The 22,438-nt window shown below is 42.5% G+C and carries 17 protein-coding genes; 10 read left to right on the forward strand and 7 right to left on the reverse strand.

Annotated elements, in window-relative coordinates; translation table 11 throughout:
- Positions 1-1,042 precede the first annotated feature (1,042 nt).
- Positions 1,043-1,939, forward strand: coding sequence for a porin Omp33-36 (omp33-36, locus tag FTU80_RS05165; protein ID WP_180066450.1), 897 nt, complete (start codon positions 1,043-1,045; stop codon positions 1,937-1,939).
- 58 nt (positions 1,940-1,997) lie between these two features.
- Here the strand turns inward: omp33-36 and FTU80_RS05170 are convergent, their stop codons facing one another.
- Complete coding sequence (locus FTU80_RS05170) at positions 1,998-2,693, reverse strand: ion channel (RefSeq protein ID WP_180084417.1); 696 nt, start codon at positions 2,691-2,693, stop codon at positions 1,998-2,000.
- A 251-nt stretch (positions 2,694-2,944) separates the two neighbouring features.
- Here FTU80_RS05170 and FTU80_RS05175 point away from each other — a divergent pair, with 251 nt between their 5' ends.
- Complete coding sequence (locus tag FTU80_RS05175) at positions 2,945-3,319, forward strand: hypothetical protein (protein WP_180008801.1); 375 nt, start codon at positions 2,945-2,947, stop codon at positions 3,317-3,319.
- 89 nt (positions 3,320-3,408) lie between these two features.
- Here the strand turns inward: FTU80_RS05175 and FTU80_RS05180 are convergent, their stop codons facing one another.
- Both FTU80_RS05180 and FTU80_RS05185 read right to left on the reverse strand, forming a co-directional pair.
- Positions 3,409-5,124, reverse strand: coding sequence for a cation acetate symporter (locus FTU80_RS05180; protein ID WP_180084418.1), 1,716 nt, complete (start codon positions 5,122-5,124; stop codon positions 3,409-3,411).
- Position 5,125: 1 nt separating this feature from the next.
- A complete protein-coding gene (locus FTU80_RS05185; protein ID WP_078190540.1) occupies positions 5,126-5,458 on the reverse strand; it encodes a DUF485 domain-containing protein in 333 nt (110 codons plus the stop codon).
- A 181-nt stretch (positions 5,459-5,639) separates the two neighbouring features.
- On the opposite strand from FTU80_RS05185, the gene FTU80_RS05190 reads away from it, so the two are divergent.
- On the forward strand, positions 5,640-9,128 hold the full coding sequence (locus tag FTU80_RS05190; protein WP_180084419.1) for a PAS domain-containing hybrid sensor histidine kinase/response regulator: 3,489 nt from the start codon (positions 5,640-5,642) through the stop codon (positions 9,126-9,128).
- A gap of 447 nt (positions 9,129-9,575) precedes the next feature.
- Entirely contained in the window at positions 9,576-10,325 is a 750-nt protein-coding gene (locus FTU80_RS05195) for a hypothetical protein (RefSeq protein ID WP_218949013.1), read from the forward strand.
- A gap of 169 nt (positions 10,326-10,494) precedes the next feature.
- On the opposite strand, the gene FTU80_RS05200 is transcribed toward FTU80_RS05195, so the two are convergent.
- Positions 10,495-11,145 carry a response regulator transcription factor gene (locus FTU80_RS05200; RefSeq protein ID WP_078190543.1) on the reverse strand — a complete coding sequence of 217 codons (651 nt, stop codon included), beginning with the start codon at positions 11,143-11,145 and terminating at the stop codon, positions 10,495-10,497.
- Between the two features lie 374 nt (positions 11,146-11,519).
- Here FTU80_RS05200 and msuE point away from each other — a divergent pair, with 374 nt between their 5' ends.
- From msuE to FTU80_RS05220, 4 genes are all read left to right on the forward strand, one after another.
- On the forward strand, positions 11,520-12,251 hold the full coding sequence (msuE, locus tag FTU80_RS05205) for an FMN reductase (protein ID WP_180084421.1): 732 nt from the start codon (positions 11,520-11,522) through the stop codon (positions 12,249-12,251).
- Between the two features lie 39 nt (positions 12,252-12,290).
- The gene (sfnG, locus tag FTU80_RS05210; protein ID WP_180084422.1) at positions 12,291-13,397 is read left to right on the forward strand and encodes a dimethylsulfone monooxygenase SfnG; all 1,107 of its coding nucleotides are present in this window, start codon (positions 12,291-12,293) and stop codon (positions 13,395-13,397) included.
- A gap of 496 nt (positions 13,398-13,893) precedes the next feature.
- Entirely contained in the window at positions 13,894-15,312 is a 1,419-nt protein-coding gene (locus tag FTU80_RS05215) for a deoxyribodipyrimidine photo-lyase (protein ID WP_180084423.1), read from the forward strand.
- A 125-nt stretch (positions 15,313-15,437) separates the two neighbouring features.
- On the forward strand, positions 15,438-16,052 hold the full coding sequence (locus FTU80_RS05220) for a riboflavin synthase subunit alpha (RefSeq protein ID WP_180084424.1): 615 nt from the start codon (positions 15,438-15,440) through the stop codon (positions 16,050-16,052).
- A 71-nt stretch (positions 16,053-16,123) separates the two neighbouring features.
- Here the strand turns inward: FTU80_RS05220 and FTU80_RS05225 are convergent, their stop codons facing one another.
- On the reverse strand, positions 16,124-17,302 hold the full coding sequence (locus FTU80_RS05225) for an acyl-CoA dehydrogenase family protein (protein WP_180084425.1): 1,179 nt from the start codon (positions 17,300-17,302) through the stop codon (positions 16,124-16,126).
- A 305-nt stretch (positions 17,303-17,607) separates the two neighbouring features.
- A complete protein-coding gene (gene acs, locus FTU80_RS05230) occupies positions 17,608-19,551 on the reverse strand; it encodes an acetate--CoA ligase (protein ID WP_111884479.1) in 1,944 nt (647 codons plus the stop codon).
- A gap of 284 nt (positions 19,552-19,835) precedes the next feature.
- Here acs and FTU80_RS05235 point away from each other — a divergent pair, with 284 nt between their 5' ends.
- Together FTU80_RS05235 and FTU80_RS05240 are read left to right on the forward strand one after the other, a co-directional pair.
- Entirely contained in the window at positions 19,836-20,414 is a 579-nt protein-coding gene (locus tag FTU80_RS05235; RefSeq protein ID WP_180084426.1) for a DUF805 domain-containing protein, read from the forward strand.
- Between the two features lie 123 nt (positions 20,415-20,537).
- Positions 20,538-21,509 (forward strand): mechanosensitive ion channel family protein, encoded by a 972-nt coding sequence (locus FTU80_RS05240; protein WP_078193200.1) that lies wholly within the window; start codon positions 20,538-20,540, stop codon positions 21,507-21,509.
- Here FTU80_RS05240 and FTU80_RS05245 read toward each other — a convergent pair.
- Entirely contained in the window at positions 21,495-22,205 is a 711-nt protein-coding gene (locus FTU80_RS05245; RefSeq protein WP_180084427.1) for a 16S rRNA (uracil(1498)-N(3))-methyltransferase, read from the reverse strand. The two genes, FTU80_RS05240 and FTU80_RS05245, sit on opposite strands and share 15 nt — an antisense overlap.
- Positions 22,206-22,438 lie beyond the last annotated feature (233 nt).

Raw genomic sequence — 22,438 nt, forward strand, 5'->3', positions numbered from 1 at the left:
GAATATTTAAATTAATGACCAATAATTTATTAATTTGTAAAAGTGAACATTTATAGCTCTAAATTCTATATAAATGTGCTTAATCTGTCACATTTTTATCACTTTAGAACGAGATAATTTGCTAAAAAACAGCAGCATATTTCAAAGCGAAATATTTTTTATTAACTTGTTTAAATAAATATTTACAATTGCAATAAATTGGTGCAGAATGCACCGTATTAGGGCACACTAGATTTCTTCCTCAGCAGAATATTTTAGTTTCCCGAAAATTTTGGCTAAAAAATCCTGATTTTCCTTGAAAATCAGGATTTTTTTTGTCTATATCACTTTAATTGAAAGATAAATAGAATTATTAACGCACCATAAAAGTGCATTTATTTCTACAAGATATTTGCTCTATATTTTATCTTTAATATAAAGTTGCATTTTTGAATAAAAAAAAAGCCCAACCTTGGGGAAAGCTGGGCGAATAAAAAACAATAATGGAGAATCAGGGTCAAAGTCACACTTTTAAACCGTGTGACGACTCGATTGGCAAATTATGAATCAAATAAAACCTGATGTAAAGCCAAGTATTTCACTAGGATATTAAAAATATCACAAAGACACATATTTAAGTGACATATCCCTCAAACTTAAAACAAAAATGTCTATTTAATATACAAATAAGTGGTTTTAGCCCAACAATTCAGCAGTCAAAGTCCCGATTTATTACCTCAAATGCGTGAAAAGCGTTAGAATTTACCCACTACAATAAATGTTATTTTGAATTAAAATAACAATAATAATTGTTATTTTAGATTGAAAAGTTGTGTATTTTTTCAAGTGTATTTTTTTAATTAAGAATTTAATCAAACTTACTTAATTGTTCTCAATGATTTTTTTTCAGTGACTTATTAGTTAGAGTAAAAACTGAATTTCTTATTATGAAATAAAGATCTGAGTCAGAGACTGAATAATAACCTTTAGGATCATTGACTTAATATATTGTTACAATACAATGCTCAATGTTTAATCCATTTGTAACAACTGGTAGAAAATCATGAAAAAACTCGGTTTAGCCACTGCTTTATTATTAGCCATGACCGGTGCTCAAGCTTACCAATTTGAAGTTCAAGGCCAAGCAGAATACATCGACAACACTGCAAACGACAAAGACTTCACAGGCGCTGTTCAAGGTACTTACTACCTTAAAAACGTTGACTCTACAAAAGGTCCTTTAGCTGAAGCTGCTTTCCTAAACCATGCATCTAATGTTTCTGCTGCTTATAGCTATGGCGAAACTAGTGAAGCTGGTGAACGCGATGCTGTTCACGTATATGGCGTGAAAGGTGAAGCTTACATTCCAACTAAAGTAGTACCTGCTTATGCAAGTGCTTCTTATAACCACACTATCGTAGATAGCAAAACTGGTAATGCTGATGACAATGGCGACCGTTATGCTTTAGAAGTTGGTGCTCTTCTTAAACCTAACTTCTTAGTTGCAGTTGGTTATACAAGCGTTGCTGATCAAGCTTCTTTAGATGCATTCAACATTGTTTCAAATGGTGTTGCTAAAGCAGCTCTTGAAACGTTAACAATTTCTGAAGATCAAGACGCAATCACTGCACGTGCTAAATATGTAGGTCCAATCGATGGCACTAACATGTCAATCGGTTTTGATTCTGGTTTAGTTTATGGCGAATCTACTGCTTACAACCTAGGCACTACACTTTACCTTAACCCTAAACTAAGCGTTGGCGTTTCTTACATGGAATCTAGCTATGCTGGTTCTCCTGACAAAGCTTTAGCTGCTAACGTAAACTACTTCGTTACTCCAGCTGTTTCAGTTGGTGCTAGCTATGTAAATGCTAACTATGAAGCTAAAAACGATGCATTTGAAGATGCTGTAGCGCTTGACACTCAAACTGTTGGCGTAAATGCTAAATTCCGTTTCTAATTCATATTAGATACTGAATACCAAAAAGGACGCATTTGCGTCCTTTTTTATTCTGTCATTATTTGTCTTTAGGCTCATGGCGTTCCGGTAAATGGGCAATATATTGCAAAGCAATTAAGCGAGAAACGATGAGAGCCAAATACATCACTCCACAAAACATTTGAAGCATAGCCAACACCCGTACAGGCGCGCTCACTGGCATGAGATCTGACAAACCCGTGGCAGACTGCAAACTAAAACTTAAAAATAATAAATCTAACCACGACTGCATACCCGGCTCTGCAGGATTTACAAAACTATCCGGATAAATCAGCTGACAAATACTATAGAGAAAAGCAAAACCCCATGCGATGAGGGTAAATACTGCCCCTGCTGCAAAAAGTTCATCTTTGGTTAAATAACGATCGGCAAACATATAGCGTAATAAGCCATAGGCTGCACTAAAATATGCGCATGCTTCAAAACCATGCGCAATAATTTGAATATTGGGATGATTTACACCGAGCATAATCAAAGTAGAAAACAATACGGCGCAGCCAACAAAACTCAGTCCTAGAATCGTAAACATTGGAGTTTGGCGAATCACTTTGGCAATGATCAATAGTACCGACACCCCAAGTACCCAAATTAGCGCACGAAAAGACAGACTTTCTCGGGTAATCGCGGTTAAAACCAAGATCAGAAACTGCACCAGTAACAGCCATGCTGAGGGTAAAAGTCTAAAGCTTTTCCAAAAATCTACAAAACCTTGCATTATTTTCAATCTCTATATTTTTTTCATGCGCTGAAATGATCGATCTGAAGCATCATCAACTGATTGATTTTAAATTAGCATGAAGTAAGTTTCTTCTACTGCAAAGATTTGTTGATCCTAATCTGAAAAAGCATCCATATGAGCACTGTTCTAGCTGGGTTTCTTATTACCAAAGAGGTTCAAAAAAACTACTGTAAGTTTCAGTTTTCAGGCACATATTCAAAGGAATCTCCTGCGTGGTAGATTTCATTATGAAAAAACATCTCGTATTTGCACCCCTCTGTCTGCTCATGCTCTCTGCCTGTACACAAAACAGTCCGCTCCTCAAAGGCCATGAAAATTATGTGGGGACTTGGCAAAACAACCACAGTGAATTAGTGATCAAATCGTCGGGCGAAGTGACGTATTACCATCAAGAACATACTGAAAAAAGTATTGCCAACCAAACCTTCAGTGGTGCTGAACAGTCGCGAATAAAAGCCCATTTGAGCAGTTTTGGTGATCAGAGCTTTAGCATCGGTCAGGATAATTTCTCTCAACAATTCACCATTCAGCGCTCGCCTTATCAAGATGATCAAGGCCATTGGAAGATGTCGATCAATGGAGAAAATTATACACGCAAATAGGACAGAGATTTGTCCACAAACCACTGTTTCATATCATTCACTCAAATATAAAAAAAGCCCCTTATTAGGGGCTTTTTAGGCGATTCAGATTAGTGATCTGAAGCACCAGAGATACCAATACCAGTTTGTGAACGTACATACTGTGCATCGAATGCTTTACGCTCAGCTTGTGCTTGTGCTGAATTATCAGTCACAGAGAACAACCAGCAGCAGATGAATGCCAATGGCATTGCAAAGATAGCAGGACCATTGAATGGGTTAATTGGTGTTTCAGAGATTGCGAATGTATCTACCCAAACTGCTTTAGACAATACAATTAGAATCACAGCAGTTGCTAGACCAACCACACCACCAATCACTGCACCACGCGTCGTTAAACCTTTCCAGAACATCGATAATACAAGCACTGGGAAGTTTGCACATGCAGCTACAGAGAATGCAAGACCGACCATGAATGCAACGTTTTGTTTCTCGAACAAGATACCTAAAATCATTGCGAAGATCGCAAGACCTAAAGTCGCGATTTTAGACATACGAAGTTCAGATTCTGGCGTTGTTTGACCTTTCTTGAATACGTTTGCATACAAGTCATGTGAAATAGCTGAAGCACCAGACAATGTTAGACCTGCAACAACTGCAAGAATCGTTGCGAATGCCACCGCTGAAATGAAGCCCATGAACAAGTCACCGCCCAATGCATCAGACAAGTGAACCGCTGCCATGTTGTTACCACCAACAAGTTCTAACTTGCCAGTTACCGCCATTTTCGCTACATCAAGGAATTGTGGGTTGTTTGAAACATAAAGGATCGCACCAAAACCAATGATGAAAGTTAAAAGGTAGAAATAACCAATGAAACCTGTTGCCACAACTACTGATTTACGCGCTTCTTTCGCATCTTTTACTGTGAAGAAACGCATTAAAATGTGTGGCAGACCTGCTGTACCGAACATTAATGCAAGACCGAGAGAGATCGCATCAATTGGGTTTGCAGCCAATTTACCAGGCCCCATAATGTTTGCAGCTTCAGCTAAAGATACATCATGCACCTTCGAGAAAACTTGGATCGATTGAGAGAACATTTCAGAGAAGCTGAAGCCCACGCCTTTCATGACCATGAATGCCATGAAAGTTGCGCCAGAAAGTAGCATCACTGCTTTAATGATCTGTACCCAAGTTGTTGCCAACATACCACCGAAGATTACATACGCCATCATCAGTAGACCAACGATCACAACCGCAATGTTGTAGTTTAGACCGAATAGTAGTTTGATCAACTGACCTGCACCCACCATCTGTGCAATCAGGTAGAACGCTACAACCACAAGCGAGCTGACTGCTGCAAGTGTACGTACAGGTTTCTCAGCCAGACGGAATGACACCACGTCAGATAAGTTAAACTTACCTAAGTTACGCAGACGTTCAGCCACCAAGAACAGTACGATTGGCCAACCCACCATGAAGCCCAATGAATACAGCAAGCCGTCAAAGCCTGAACTGAATACCATTGCGGAAATACCGAGGAACGATGCTGCTGACATGTAGTCACCGGCAATCGCTAAACCATTTTGGAAACCCGAAATACCACCACCGGCAGTATAGAAGTCTGCAGTGTTCGTGGTTTGCTTCGCTGCCCATTTGGTAATAAACAAAGTCAAACCAACAAAGATTGCGAACATGATAATCGCATGCCAGTTGGTCGCTTGCTGCTGTGCTTCACCTAAATCTGGTCCTGCCATTGCCATGCTTGACATGAGCAGAGCGGGAGCCGCCAGTGCTGTTGCTTTCAATGAATTCCATTTCATCTTAGTGAAGTCCTTTTTCTTGAGTAATTGCTTCTACTTCACGCATTGCTTCTTCGTTTAATGCATCTAATTTATTATTTGCAATGTACGAATACACACCACAGAGCAGGAATGACAATACAATAATGCTCAAACCTAATGGCATACCAATCGTGGTTACACCACCACTCACGGATTGCATCAAGAACTCTTTGTTATAGCCCACAAGTAGCATGAAGCCGACATAGACCACCAACATGATGATCGTCAAAGTCCAGCTCAACTTACTTTTACGGCTAACCATTTCCTTAAATTTTGGATTCTGTAGAATTTGTTCTACCTGTCTCTCATCCATAATGTTCTCCTTACGCCGAACCTTGGCGCGCAATTTTCTAATTCGAATTATTTCGAAGCTAAACTTACCAATGTTCCTTATCTCTTGTAATTTAGACTTTGGTCGTTAAATTTTGAGCAATAACCTCCCTAAGCCTATGGATGCGTTATCATTAAGCGAGAATTAATATGCTGCAGGCTCTATGAATAGTTGGCTTATCGTCGGGGTATTGGCCCTTTACATCGCATTACTCTTTGTATGTGCATTCTTTGGTGAAAAGCATGCCAGCAGGCTCAGTACTCGCGGCAGAATGCTTCTCTTTAGTCTAACTTTAGGGGTTTACTGTTCATCTTGGACGTTTTATGGCGCAACAGGTGCCGCGGTTCGTGAGGGCATTATTTTCCTGCCGATCTATCTAGGACCGCTGCTATTTGTTGCGCTCGGCTATGATATTTGGCGACGTTTAGGCCGTGTCCGTCAGCATCATGCCATTTCATCGATTGCCGACTTTGTAGCAGCACGATATGGTAAAAGTGGCCCCTTAGCGTCATTAGTCACGATCCTTGCCGTGATTGCCATTATTCCCTATTTAGCCTTGCAACTACGTGCAATTGCCCTAAGTGCAACGGTCATTTTAGAACCGACCGCTGGTCTGACCGGCACCACCAATAGTGTGCTGTTTTTGACTGGTGTATTGGCGATTTTGGCGATGATGTTTGGGACACGACAGATTGCCAATACAGAACAGCACGGCGGCTTAATGTTGGCTGTGGCATTTGAGTCTTTCGTCAAGCTGTTTGCACTACTTGCAGTCGCATTTTTCTTTGTTTTTGAATCACCTGAAAACATGGCGCAAATCAGCCATGACATCAACACCACCTTTAAAGATGTCCAGCTCAAAGGTGTGCCAGAAAGCTTCTGGATTCAAACTTTACTGGCTGCTTTAGCGATTATTTGTCTACCACGTCAGTTCCATGTCGCGGTGGTTGAACTGCGAGATGAAAAGCATATCCGTGGTGCTCGTCGTTGGTTTGCCATTTATCTGATTTTAACCATTATCGCGATCATCCCGATTGCCAGTTGGGCGCTGCATGCAGCACCTGCCTACTTGGCAATTCCCGATGTTGCTGTGCTCTCACTGCCTTTAAGTTATAACCAAGACTGGTTGACCTTACTGGCATTTCTCGGTGGTTTTTCAGCTTCGACAGGTATGCTGTTGGTGTCTTCAGTGGCTTTGTCGATTATGCTCAGTAATGACTTGATCATGCCTGCACTGTGGCGAACACGTTTATTGTCACGTCATGACAAACGCCTACCACTCGTACTGAAATTTACACGTCGTGTGTGTATTTTAGCGGTCATGTTATTGGGTTTCTTGTTCTTTCATTTCTTCAATGACATTGACCAATTATCGGTATTTGGCCTATTGGCCTTCAGTGCTGTGGCACAGTTTGCACCGGCGTTAATTGGTGGTTTATATTGGCGCGGCGGAAGTAAGCAAGGCGTATATGCAGGTCTGTTGGTCGGCTTTGGCATGTGGGCTTATACCCTGTTATTACCAACCGTATTGCGTAGCCTGCCTGAACAATTTAAAACATTTACCGAAAATCTTTTAAGTCAGGGTCCGCTAGGCTTGAATTGGTTACGTCCTGAAGCACTGTTAGGGTTTGAATCTTTCGATCCACTTACCCATGGCGTAGTTTGGGCACTGGGTTTAAATATCACCCTCTATATTTGGATTTCCCGCGTCTTCCGTCCAAGTGTTGCCGAGCAAATTCAGGCCGAAAGTTTCTTTTATTATGAAACCAAGCCCCTCCCGGCTCAAAGTACATCAAACGACATCAGCTATATTCACCATGATGTGGCACGCTTAAAAGTAGGTGATCTGATTACTTTGGCAAAACGCATTACCGGTGAAGGCCCAACCATGCGTGCCTTCAACCAGTTCTGCGCACAAAACAATGTCGTTTTGAATGAAAATAGCAGCGCCAACGGCATGTGGTGGCGTTTTACCGAACAGTATCTTGCAGGCACAATCGGTGCGGCATCTGCCCGTACCTTACTCACCACAGCCATGGTTAATAATGGTTTAGCACTCGGTCAGGTCGCCAATATTCTTGACCAAGCCTCACAGTGGCAGCGCTTTAACCAAAACCTGATCATGACCATGATCGACCATATGACTCAAGGTGTGTCCGTGGTTGATGAAAATATGTGTTTGGTGGCATGGAACAATCAATACCTCAAACTGTTTGATTATCCAAAAGACATTGTCTACGTCGGTTGCCCAATTTCAGACTTGATTCGTTATAACGCTGAACGCGGCGAATGTGGTCCCGGTTCAGTCGAAGAACATGTGCGTAAACGCATGCATTGGATGCAAGTCGGCAGCGCACACGAATTTGAACGGATTCGTAAAGATGGTCGTGTAATTCAGATGCGTGGTAATCCAATCGAAGGCGGTGGTTTCGTCACGACCTTTGCCGATATTACCGCATTCCGTGAAAATGAAGCCTTGCTTGAAGGGCGTGTACAAGACCGTACCCAACAGTTGGCAGATGCCCTGTCCGAACAACAATTGGCACGTGAGCAAGCCGATAAAGCCAATATGTCGAAAAGCCGCTTTATTGCTGCAGCAAGCCATGACTTATTGCAACCGATGCATGCTGCGCGCCTGTTTAGTACCGCCCTCGAGCAAAGCGTACAAAATGACGATGATCGTAAAACGCTTCAGCAACTTGATCGTGCGCTGCATGGTGCGGAAAGTATGCTCTCTGCCCTCTTGGATATTGCACGACTCGAAGGTGGAACGATCCAGCCGAAACGTCAGCCTTATCCGCTGCATGACTTACTCAGCGACCTTGAACTGCAATTTAAATCGATTGCAGCACAGCGTAATATCAAACTGACCGTACACGATGCTCAGTTCTGGATTGACACCGACCCACAGTGGATTCGTCGTATTATTCAAAACTTCGTCAGTAATGCCCTACGCTATACAGCGCGTGGTCGTGTTGTGGTAGGTGTACTGCGTTCAGCACGTCCGGGGCATATTCGTATTGGCGTTTGGGATACAGGTCCTGGGATCGCGGAAGAACAGCGCATTAAGTTGTTCCAAGAGTTCGAACGCTGTGGACACACCTCTCCATGGGGCGAACAGGGTCTAGGTTTAGGTTTAGCCATCGTGCAAAGGATGACCAGCCTACTCGACTATCCTGTGCATGTGTTCTCAGAACTTGGTCATGGTTCGTGCTTTATGATTGAAGTGCCGGTGGTCGCTGCGCCAAAAGTGGTCGCTGCACCGACCCAAGCGGTTCCGCTGAAAACCAAAGCCTATAAGATTCTGTGCTTAGACAATGATGAAACGATTTTGGAAGGTATGTCGACCTTACTGACCAAATGGGGCTATCAAGTCTTTAAGGCCACTGAACCTGAACAGGCCATGGAGTTAATTCAACAAGAAAATATTCAAGTTTGGTTGGTTGACCAACACTTAAATAATAATAAGATCGGTCTCGACTTTATTTTAGATAACCGTCAGGAAAATGTCCCTGTGGCGCTGATTACCGCAGATTCTGATCCTGAATTACCGCAACGTCTAAAAGAGTTAAACATCGTCTTACTGAAAAAACCGTTGAAACCGGCTTCACTCCGTTCATGGTTATCTGGTTTGAAGATTTCAAATCAGTAGCGCTGTTACATGACATCGCTCTGTGAAAAATAGCCCATTTCATTCACATGAAATGGGCTTTTGTTTACCTTGTTCTTACTTAAACTTACCTAACTGGCAAAAAAATTTGTCTCAGCGGCAAGATCATTCAAAATAGCCCCGACATTTCGTCTATTTATTAGCCATAAATATCAAATTTAGATTGCCTATGGCAAAAGATATCGAATGCATGAGTGAACACTTGTACACTTAGTTACAATTAAAAATCTATTTGATTTAAATCAGATTTTTATAACCAAAAATAAAAACTAAAACTTTAGTCTTATATTTAGCTGCCGCCATTCGTTTTAAAAATATTCATAAGAAGTTGATCAGTTTCAAGCCAATTCAAGAAGCGTCATAACTCAACACTTGAGAAGCTGATCTCCCCCGCATATTAGGAGTGATCTTGTGAATATTTCAGAAACAATGCCGCATGGTTTTGATCAAAATCTACAGTTTCATCGTCAGTATGGTGCCAATGCCATTTGGCCAGAGATCGATTGGCGTCAGCTATTTAAGTTCAGCAAATTAAGTGATGTGCATGTCGAAGCGCTAGAAACGCTCTATCGCAGTGCCGTTCCTCTCGCGTTGCAGGTGTTTGACGAACTGAATTTTGATGTCTTTGCACCAAATGCCTACAAACCCCAAGGTCTTGGCTTATTCGATCGACTGGCAGAACAAGAAGATCTACTGCTGCAGAATTTAGAAGCAGAATCCAATTGCTTAGGCTTGGACACCCGTCATCAGATTTGGAGCATGCTACTGCGCGGCGGTGCGGTATTGGTGTTCAAAGCGTGGCTCGGTAAAGTCAAAACCGACAAAAACCAGCTGGATAAAACACAGTTTGATGAATTATCCGATTTACTGTTTATTAAAACAGCGCCATTTGAATTGGCACAACGTTTAAATGTCGATGCCAACTCCAAGCAAGACCATATCTTCCTGATGTATGACAATGATGTCTATCTGGACCGTTTTAACAGTTTAGAAACCGCAGCCCTATTTGTGGATTTGGGCGTTTATGATGCGGCTTTCCTGAGTTTACGTGATGACCGTGTCGCGGATTATCTCAAAGCGCGCGGCTATGTGACCGATGAACAAATTGATGAATTGCAATGTGCGCTCAACCCTTTGTACTGTACCGATCTGACGCCTAAGCAAGACTATATTGCTTAAGTTGAAGTGGTTTGTTTAAGTCATTGTTAAGTTGCATTGCTCTATTGCTTTTAAACCGCATGTAAAGACCTAACAGCATTTACACCGAAATGATCCAGCGCCAGCATTAGCGCTTAAACAGCATAAAAAAAGACCTCCACGATGGAGGTCTTTTTTTTTGAAAAAATCCTTAAATTTTCTTTTCTTCAATATTCAATGCATTAATTGCCAAAACAGCTTGAGTTCGGTTTTGTACGCCCAACTTACGGAAAATTGCCGTTACATGTGCTTTGATGGTTGCTTCAGACACATCCAACTCATAGGCAATTTGTTTATTCAACAAACCTTCCGCCACCATCATTAACACGCGGAATTGCTGTGGTGTTAAAGACTGAATACGTTCTGCCAATGCCGTTTCATCTGCAGCACGTGGATCAAAGTTCATATTGGCTGGTAAATTTGGTGGCAACCAAATCTCGCCTTCTAAGACTTGACGAATCGCTTCACCAATGTGACTTGGATGCGCAGATTTTGGAATATAACCCATCGCGCCATGTGCAATCGCACGTTGAATAATCGACGCTTCTTCATGCGCAGAGACCACAATGATTGGAATCGATGGATATTGTGCGCGTATATGCACCAAGGCAGAAAAGCCTGAAGCACCCGGCAAGTTTAAATCCAATAACACAAGATCAGGCTCAGGGCCATTTTCAAGACGTTCATAGCATTCATTGACTGCTGCAGTCTCATGAATTTGCGCCTGAGGCAAACTATAACGAACCGCCTGAATTAAAGCATGACGAAACAGCGGGTGATCATCAACGATTAAAATATTCATAAGCAACGTGAGAGATCTTGTGCACAATGACCCTATTCTAACCACACATGCTATGTGAAGGATATGCAAGAACTTATTTTTTTGCATTTAAAATGTAGATTTTCACCTAAAATGCGTCTTTTTTCGCATTTTCTATAAATCTTTAAATCTAATCATATTTTCATATAAATTTTATCAACTCAGTAAAAATGCTTATATCTAAGCATTATATGTTGAAATATCAACAGTTTAAAATTTGAAATTTCACGAATCTTCTGGTTTTTCCAACATATCTAAAAATCAGATAACTTTTCTGATTTTCGTTATTTTACAGTGATCCACCCATCGGGATTAATAAAAGGCATTCCGAGAAACCACACTTTTAGGTTTAAAAAATGTCTCAAGTTAATCTACAAAAACCCCTGAATATTGTTGCTGTGTCAGGTGGTCTAAACAATCCATCTAAAACTGAAGCTTTGGTACAAGCCATTGTTGATGAACTCGGTGATGCAACTCCAATCAATGTGCATTTTATTAAGTTTAGTGAAATTGGCAATTTATTAGGTGGCGCGATTTACCGTAACCAATTGCCACAACGTGTACAAGATGACCTTGCTGCTGTTGAAGCTGCTGATGCACTGATTGTTGGAACACCAGTTTATCGTGCTTCATTTACAGGTCTGTTTAAACACTTCTTTGACTTTGTCGAACAAACTGCATTGGTCGATGTTCCTGTCTTGCTTGCAGCTTCAGGTGGTTCTGAACGCCATGCCTTAGTGCTTGAACATCAACTGCGTCCATTGTTCAGTTTCTTCCAAGCGCAAACATTACCAATTGGTGTGTATGCAACTGATAAAGACTTCACGCCTGAATACACCATTCACAGTGAATTATTACATGACCGTATTACCCTTGCAGTTGCACGTGCGCTGCCGATTTTGGAATGGGCTCCAGCCAAAGGTCAGCGTGCTGAAGTGGTGAAAGCCAAGTCTCAACAAGCCAACCAAAACTTGGGCATTAATAAGCAAATCGAGCAAGAAGAAGTCCTTCCTTCTGCAGCTGTTCCAAGTTTGGATGCCGCTGAAGCTCGACTGCATAGTAAAAAGCCAAAAACGCAAGTGGCCTAAACACCACAGCATAACAATTCGATCCCGAGGGTTTGCAAAATGTCAGTACAAGAAAAAAACATTACATTTGCGTACTGGGTACCAAACGTCAGTGGTGGTTTGGTGGTCAGTAATATTGAACAGCGTACCGATTGGAGCTATGACTATAACGTGCGTTTGGCACAAGCTGCAGAAAAAAGTGGCTTTGATTATGCGCTGACTCAAATTCGTTTTACAGCAGGTTATAACGCAGAGAATCAACACGAATCGGTTAGTTTCAGCTATGGAATTTTGGCCAAAACTGAAAAACTCAAAGTCATTGCAGCGATTTTACCAGGCCCTTGGAAACCGGCTCTGGCTGCAAAACAATTGGCGACCATCGATCATCTTACCAATGGCCGTATTGCAATCAATGTTGTAAGTGGTTGGTTCCGTGGTGAGTTTGATGCGATTGGAGAAGAATGGCCCGAGCATGATCAACGCTATGCGCGTTCTGAAGAATTCATTCGTAGCCTAAAAGGCGTTTGGACGCAGGATAACTTTAGTTTTGATGGTAAATACTATCAATTTAAAGACTACACTCTATCTCCGAAACCGGTGCAAAAACCGCATATTGAAATCTTTCAAGGTGGCAGTTCACGTGCAGCACGTGACATGGCATCACGTGTTTCCGATTGGTACTTCACCAACGGCAATACCCCTGCTGAGTTGAAAAAGCAGATCGATGATATTCGTGAAAAAGCCAAGGCCAATAACCATCAGGTCAAAATCGGGGTGAATGCCTTCATCATTGCCCGAGATACTGAGGAAGAAGCCCAAGCGGTGCTTCAAGCTATTATCGACAATGCCAATACTGAAGCGGTCAATGCCTTTGGCGATGCAACTCGTGAAGCAGGTGCATCCACAAAAGAAGGCGAAGGTAACTGGGCAAAATCTACTTTTGAAGATTTGGTTCAATATAACGACGGCTTTAAAACCAATCTGATTGGCACGCCACAACAAATTGCCGAACGCATTGTGGAACTCAAAAGTGTAGGTGTCGATTTGGTTCTCTCAGGTTTTCTCCACTTCATTGAAGAGGTGGAATACTTTGGCGAAAAAGTGTTGCCACTGGTTCGTGAACTGGAAGCTCAACAGCAGCAAGTTGTGCAGGCTAAATCAGCATAATTGTTGATGCAGTCACAGCTCATGTAATCAGCATAATAATCACAACCGGCTCACTTCACTTTCCTCCCCTAAGGCTCGGCTTAGGGGATTTTTTATCTCGAGTACCATTTAAAGACATGCTCTGATTCTAGAAAATGAGCTGACCTGTAGACAAAGAAAAAGCCCGACATCCTGTCGGGCTTTTTCTATATGGATACTTAAGCATGACTCCTGTCTTGCTTCACGGTCCTGATGGTGAACACTTTGTTATTGTTTTATGTTCCGGAACGTCCTGTTCCTGTATGAGTTCATCTTAGGTAAAATTTAAAAGTGCGCCTAGCGTCAAAAACTTCGTTGCTTGTACGCTTAAGCTGACAGAATTGTGCGCAATCGGTTAAGTTAAACGATAGATATTATATGGTTTTTTATTAAAATCGATATTTTTTAGATGATTTTATCACCAATTGACACCCCCCGTAATTCTGGTGATATTTCCAACAAAAACGAGGCAATAAACATGCAACTGGTTTGGTTTCGACAAGATTTAAGACGACATGACCATAGCGCACTGTGGCAGGCGACACAGTCTGGTCAAACGGTTGCATTTATTGCGCTTTCTCCTGAACAATGGGCAAGGCATGATGATGCCCCCATTAAAATCCATCGCTATCTTGCCCAACTGGAACTTTTGCGACAGCAATTGGCTGAGCTAAATATTCCACTGATTATTCAGCATATTCCCCATTGGTCAGACATCGCCACTGAGCTATTAACCTTATGTACTCAGCTCAATATACACACTGTTCATGCACATATTGAACATGGTGTGAATGAGCTTAAACGAGATCGCGAAGTACAACAGTTATTAGAACAGCAGCACATCTCTGTTGAGCTGTACCATGACCGCACCCTGTTTCCTGTAGGTAGTATTCGCAATCAATCTGGACATCCTTATCAAGTTTTCGGTGCATTTAAGAAAAATTGCTACGAAAAATTAAGCATCAGTCTGCCTACTTGTTATCCCGCTATTGAAGCCCAAGCGGCTCTCAAACCGCATCCGCTGTGGCAAAATCAATTTGATTTACGTCCTTTTTATCCCACATCGCTGTTAGCTGCTCAAATCGAGCTTTGGCCGATTGGAGAAGATCACGCAATACAGTGCTTAGATGAATTTATTGAACAACATCTGCATCGTTATGCTGATGATCGGGACTTTCCTGCGCTCAATGGAACCAGTCGAATTGGCATGTATTTAAACTTGGGCATCTTGTCTATTCGCCAATGTCTGCAAGCCCTGTTTCGTGAACAAGGCGGCTATTTCCAGATCGACCACAGAGGACAACAAACTTGGCTCGATGAGCTGCTTTGGCGTGAATTTTACCAGCACATTTTATTTGACTACCCGCAAGTTTCTCAGCACCAGCCGTTTCAAACCAAAACCTTAAAAATAAAATGGCGCCATGCACCACAAGACTTTGCTGCGTGGCAATACGGCCAGACGGGCATTCCGATTGTCGATGCAGGGATGCGTCAACTACTGGCTACGGGTTGGATGCATAATCGGGTGCGGATGATTTGTGCCATGTTCCTTAGTAAGAATCTACTGATCGATTGGCGGTTGGGGGAGCAATGGTTTATGCAGCACCTTGTCGATGGTGACTTAGCAGCCAATAATGGCGGTTGGCAATGGTGCGCCTCGACGGGTACAGATGCTGTACCTTATTTTCGGATTTTTAACCCGATCAGCCAATCTCAGAAATTTGATCCGAACGGGGATTATTTACGTCAATGGCTACCTGAACTGGCAGATTTGGATGCAAAGCAAATTCACCAACCCTTTGCCAAAAATCCTCAATTGGAATTGAGCTACCCTCAGCCTATCGTCGATTTAAAGCAGTCTCGCCTAGCGGCAATTGAAACATTCCGAGCATTGTAGGCCATTGCCAAAATCGAACTGCTAGGGATCAAAACGCTGTACTGAAATGGTCACTCTAAGGCATAGCCGAGCGGTCGTTTTGTCCCTACAATACAGAAAACGCAAATCATTTTAGAGACGCTCCCATGTATACAGGCATCGTGCAAGGTTTAGAAAAAGTCTTAGAGATTCGTCAAGGTAATGGCTTCACAACCTTGGTGATTTCAAATCATCAGAATTTTTTTCATGATGTCTTTATCGGGGCAAGTGTGGCGATTAATGGCGTGTGTTTAACGGCTACACATATTGATTTGGCAGCCAACCAAGTGCATTTTGATGTCTCTGATTTGACCAATCAACTCACCACGTTAAAAGCACTCAAGGCCGGTGATGAGGTCAATGTCGAACGCTCTGCCAAAGTTGGAGCAGAAAATGGTGGTCACAATCTATATGGTCATATCGAAGGCACAGCCACGATCAAAAACTTAGAGCATCGCGGGGAAACCTTTCATCTCGATATTCACATTCCAGCAGGCAATATTAAATATTTCTTTCTCAAAGGTTTTATTGGACTCAATGGTTGCAGTTTGACTGTGAACCGTGTTGATCGTGCCAATAGTGAAATTTCAATCGATCTTATTCCTGAAACACTGCGCCTCACTACATGGAAAGATGTCCAAGTCGGTGATGCCGTGAATTATGAAATTGATCAAACAACGCGAACCTTAGTCGATACCTTAGAAAATATTCATCAGCGTTAAATCGACTGACAGCACATTGCAAAAAAGCCTCCAAAACGGAGGCTTTTTATTGGCTCATTTGCAATATACGTTTAAGAATAAAAACTTGGATCTGGCACTTTGGCTGTGAGCACCCATTCACCGACCTCCTGATATTTATAATCAATCGGATCGTGTAAGGTCTGGGTACGTACATTGCGCCAGAAGCGATCTAAATTTAGTTTGGCAGTTGTGGCACGTGCGCCCATCACTTGGAAAATATTTTGCGTAATGTATAGCGAGCTATTGGTGGCTGCGATTTTGGCAGTTGCAATCGCAATAGATACTTCTCCACGTTGTTCCGCCGTCAAAGCTTCACCAATCTCCCAAGCCCATTGCAAACGCTGAACCGCTTTATCTGCCAATAAACGTACACTTTCTAATTGCACATAAAACTCAGCAAAATGCTTTTGAATAAATGGGTCATTCACTGCATTTTCAACCAATGATTTTGACCATGCTTTTTGGTTTTGAACCGTCTGTTTTGCTGTTTCAAAAGCCCCTTCTGCCACCCCTAAAAACATATGCACAAAGATCAACTGTGCAATCAACGGACGTAAGCTTGAATACGGTGTACTCAAAGGCCCCGGGTTCAGTAGTAATTCATCTTTGGAAATTTTAACTTGTTCAAAATGGCTACTTCCACTGTCGGTTTGACGTTGTCCCATATTGTCCCAATCGCCGACAAAACTGACGCCTTCACGTGCTGTAGGAATCACCCCGATCAATAATTTTCCATCTTCATTGAAGCCAGAACACAGCAAAATGTCGGAATCCATGGAACCCGAACAAAAACTTTTATCGCCATGAAACACATATTCATGTTCAGACAGTTGCGTCGCTGTAGTACGGCGGTCTAAAGGGTTTAGGGTGTTGCCCCAAAATAAATGCTCACGTGCAGTCTGTTCAAACCACGGGCCATATTGCTCTGGCTGCGCGAACAACTGTACCGTTGCAATTAATAAATGATGGAAACCATAAACATGCGCCAATGAGCTATCCACTTGAGCAATGGTTTGAATGGTTTTAAAAATCGTCTGCCAATCTGCACCCTGTCCACCGTATTGTTTTCCAATGGACAATGCAAGTAAACCACTTTGACGAATCAAATCACGTTCAGCTTTGGGATTTCCCCCCTGCTTATCACGCTGAGCAGCCGTCGTGGCAAATTCTGCCGCCAGTTTTTGGGCAATATCGATCGGATCTTGAGTCAATGGAGTTGAAGCGTTCATATGTCTGTCTGATTATTCTGTTACCGTTTTAGCTTAACAAAGTAGAGGCATTCAGCTTATCTCAATGCCTGCAGTCTATATCTGTAAAATCTATATCTCATGAAATCTAAGTCACCAAGATTCAGGCGACTTATAATTTGATCATTTTATACGTCGTATTTAGGATGGATAAAATGCATCATGAACGTCCCTTCATCCTAATCAACTTTTATAGGAGAAAGGACGTTCATTATTGCTTTAATAATCCTTCATATAAGCCATAGTGAACTTTCATCAGAACGTGATCACTCACGCTCAAATGGTTTTTATGACTTCGGATAAACCGTAGCAATCAAATGTTCAACCACTTGAGGTTCTGCCAAGGTCGAGGTATCACCTAAAGAGTCCAATTCATTGGCCGCAATTTTTCTTAAAATACGGCGCATGATTTTACCAGAACGGGTTTTCGGTAAGGCCGGCGCCCAATGCAATGCATCTGGCGTTGCCACTGGTCCAAGGATTTTGCGTACCCAAGCCACCAGTTCCTGACGTAACTCATCCGTCTCTGCTGTCCCTGCTTGTAAGGTCACAAAGGCGCAAATCCCCTGTCCTTTAATATCATGCGGCATACCCACCACCGCAGACTCTGCCACAGCATCATGTGCAACCAACGCACTTTCAATTTCAGCCGTTCCCAATCGATGCCCTGAAACGTTCAAGACGTCATCCACACGACCCGTAATCCAATAATAGCCAGACTCGTCACGACGTGCGCCATCACCTGTAAAATACGTCCCCGGATAAGTGGAGAAATAGGCTTCAATAAAGCGCTCAGGATCACCCCAAATGGTTCGCATTTGTCCCGGCCAAGAATCCTTAATCACCAAGTTACCTTCTACGGCACCTTCAAGCTCATTGCCTTCAGCATCGACAATCGCAGGTTGTACACCAAAGAATGGACGCGTCGCTGAACCTGGTTTTAAATCGGTTGCTCCAGGCAATGGCGTAATCATGAAACCACCCGTCTCTGTTTGCCACCATGTATCCACCACTGGGCAGCGGCTTTCACCTACCACGGTGTAGTACCAATTCCATGCCTCTGGGTTAATCGGTTCACCCACCGAACCCAGTAAACGCAAACTACTGCGGTCACTTTCTCGGACAAAGGCATCCCCTTCTCGCATCATGGCGCGAATTGCAGTCGGTGCCGTATATAAAATAGTGACGTTGTGTTTATCAACAATATGTCCGGTCCGAGCCCAACTTGGATATTGTGGTACACCTTCAAACATCACGGTCGTGGTGCCATTCGACAATGGCCCATACAACACATAAGAATGTCCCGTAATCCAACCAACATCGGCAGTACACCAAAACACGTCATCTTGTTTAAGGTCAAAAACTTCACGGAAGGTACAATTCACATAGGTTAAATAGCCGCCTGTGGTATGCAATACACCTTTCGGTTTTCCTGTCGAACCTGATGTATACAAAATAAATAGCGGGTCCTCGGCATTCATAGGTTCAGGTGGACAAATATCATTGACCGACATGATTTCCATGTGATACCACAGGTCACGATCCGCTTTCATTTCGATCGGGTTACCTGTACGGTGCACCACAATGACATTTTGAACCGAAGATGTGCCTTCAATGTCGAGTGCAAGATCGACATTTTCTTTGAGTGGAATGGGCTTACCACCACGCATCCCACAATCCGCAGTAATCACGACTTTCGCCTGACTATCATCGATACGACTTGCCAATGAGTCTGGTGAGAACCCGCCAAAAACCACGCAGTGTACTGCTCCAATTCGGGTACAGGCCAACATCGCAATTGCCGCTTCGGGCACCATTGGCATATACAGCACCACACGGTCGCCTTTGCCCACGCCATGTTTTTTCAGCACATTGGCAAAACGGCAAGTTTCATCATGCAGTTCTTCAAAAGAAATGATTTTATGCCGTGAAGGATGATCACCTTCCCAAATAATGGCCGGTTTATGTGGATGTTCTTTTAAATGTCGATCGAGACAGTTGGCACTGACATTCAATTCACCATCAGCAAACCACTCGATCTTAAAATCATCTTGCTTAAAATTTGTATTTTTAACTTGGGTAAACGGTTTGATCCAATCGATCTTTTGCGCTTGCTCCGCCCAAAACTCATCTGGTTGTTCAATCGATTTTTGATAACGCTCAAAGTACTCCGACTCGTTGATGCGTGCGGTTTTTTTGAAACTTTCAGGTACTGGATAGATCTCTTTCATATTGTATTTTCCTTGATCTGATTCATCTCATCACGAGATGCCATGCCACATTTCTACTTTTATAATTCCTGCATCACAGCAGTATGACGATTAATTTTTAATCGCAGCAATCATGCTTTGGTCGTATTATTCTTTCCCATTTAAAGCACATCTATAAGCAAAATTTCAACAAAAACATGTTTTAATTCAGTATCTGACCAGTTCAATTAAACCTATACTGCAAAGGTAATTTTACTCAGCACTCCGCTTTTTTATTCTTTCATATACGTTGAGTTGATCCGATCATGAACACCAATGACTCTTCTTTCTTTTCCCGTCAGACAACCACTACATCGGACAATCCCCTGAAACCTGATGGACGTTTTGGTCGACTGAGCATGATTGGTTGGTATGGCTTTCTCAATATCATCAGCTTTTTTGCCTTGATCGCTTTAAGCCTTGCCGTGGGTATTTTCAACATCAATACCATGGCGTTAAATGAGCAATTTGTTGGTATATTCACCGGGGTATCTGGCCTCGCCTATTTGGCAATTATTATTCTCTATATCTATTTCTATTGTGTCTTTGTCGTCCGTCGACTGCATGACCTCAATAAAGCCGGTTGGTTGCTACTGCTTTTATTTATCCCCGTGATCAATCTATTCTTTATCCTGTATTTATTATTGGCCTCAGGCACACCGACCGTAAATCAATACGGCGCGCCACGCCCTGCTGCCGTTTGGGAAAAAATTCTGGCATGGTTGATGATTTTAATCAGTGTCTTGTCGCTCTTGGCTACAGGTAGCATCACCTCGTATATGATAGGTAGCGGTGAAATTGAATCGCCGACAGAAATCATTCAACAAGGTACTGAATATTTCTAAGCCACTGACCGAATCTGAGCCTGTCTGAATTTTGATACATCTGTTCGCAAGCCTGTAAATGAGGGTTATTTTCGCCACTAATTTCAGGCAAAATAGCGAAAAACCGAAACATTTGGAAAACTCGTGGCTGAAAAAGAAAATGCCTTGAGTGATGTCACTCAAGGCACGACTCAACTTTTGCAAGAGGCAACAGAAAAAACCGCACAAACCGTGCTGGAACATACCTCTAAATATAATGACGCATACTCAACGATCGATAAATTTGTCGATGGATTTTGGGAACGCCTGCCATATATTTGTATCGCATTAATTGTTTTTACGATCTTCTATCTACTGTCTAAACTCTTTAGATTCTTTGTTCGTAAAGCGCTCACTGACCGTTCTTATTCAAAACAAAATCTAGTTTTAGTACTGAACCGTGTGGGTAGCTCAGCCATTATGTTCTTCGGTTTCCTAATTGCAATGGTCATTGCGATTCCTGGGTTCACACCGGGTCAGCTCATGAGTGCATTGGGGATTGGTTCGGTCGCAATCGGTTTCGCGTTTAAAGATATTTTCCAGAACTTACTGTCGGGTATTTTGATTCTCCTCGGTGAACCGTTTAAAATCGGTGACGACATTATTGTGTCAGGCATGGAAGGTACGGTTGAAGATATTCAGATCCGTGCAACCTTCCTACGTTCTCCAGATGGTCGTCGTATCGTGATTCCAAACGCGACGGTTTACACCAGTGCAGTAACGGTGAATACCGCTTATCAACGCCGTCGTTGTGAATTTGTGGTGGGTATTGGTTATGAAGATGACATTCAAAAAGCTAAAAATATTGTTTTGGCTATTTTGGACAAAGACCCAACCATCTTGAGCCAACCTGCGTTTACCGTAAATGTGAATGCTTTGGCTGATTTCTCAGTCAATCTGAATGTCCGTTGGTGGGTAGATACCACAGAAACCACCACAGCGAACTCAATCAGTGAAGTGCAAGAACACGTTATCCAAGCATTCAATCAAAATGGTATTTCAATTCCTTACCCTGTACAGGAAGTTAAAGTTTACCGTGGTGATCAAGCTGAGACAGAAGCGTCAACAGCTAAATAATCGCCCTAAAACGTACGGAATCACAGTTTCTGTCCGGATAATTCGGTTGCCTAAGCTGACTGCTTGGCAACCGTTTTTTATGAGCAAATCGACCTCATAAGGGATAAATCCACCTTCAGGCCCAATGATGATCGTACATCCATGTTGAATCCCTGCAGGCATCACATCTTCGACATAAGGGTGCGCCACATAAGCCGGATAGGCCGAGGAGATCATGCTCGGCAAAACATCCTCCACAAAGGGTTTAAAGCGTTTATACAGTTCAATTTTGGGCGCAATGGTGTCACCTGCCTGCTCCAAACCCAACGTCACATAGTGATCGAGCTGCTGTAAAAATGGTGTCTGCCAATAGCTTTTATCCACGCGATAACTGTGCAGCAAAATGATTTTTTCTACGCCTAAGGTGACGGCATCCATGATCAGACGGCGCAACACTTTCGGACGAGGCATTGCCACAATTAAAGTCACCGGATGCTTTGCAGGTACTTCTTCTTCTTGTAAGGGTTTAAGTTGAATGCCATTATCCGTAATACTGACGATTTGGGTTAAATAACGCTTTCCTTCCCGAATCCCGACTTTGAGGGTATCACCCACCTGTACATCAAGATGGGTTTTTAAATGCTCAATTTGGCGTTTGGCACTGATATTCCACAGCTCAGATTCAGTTTGACGTGGGTCAAGCAGGACGATGTTCATAAAAATTCTCTTACCCAGTTCAATTGGATACGCGAAAACGTCATCCACAACGATTCAAGGCAACACTCAATAGAATCACTCGAGTTTCAGCGATTATTTGTTAGACATAAAAATTCGACGCGTTTTGTCGTGAGCTGCATTGCACCGCAAGATGGCTTCCATGCGAAGCTTAGCATCTCATTTTACCGAATGAGAAACAACGTTTCGTAAGAGTACCTCCAGCCGAAGGCTAA

This window comes from Acinetobacter sp. YH12145, from assembly GCF_013418335.1.
Classification (GTDB): Bacteria; Pseudomonadota; Gammaproteobacteria; order Pseudomonadales; family Moraxellaceae; genus Acinetobacter; species Acinetobacter amyesii.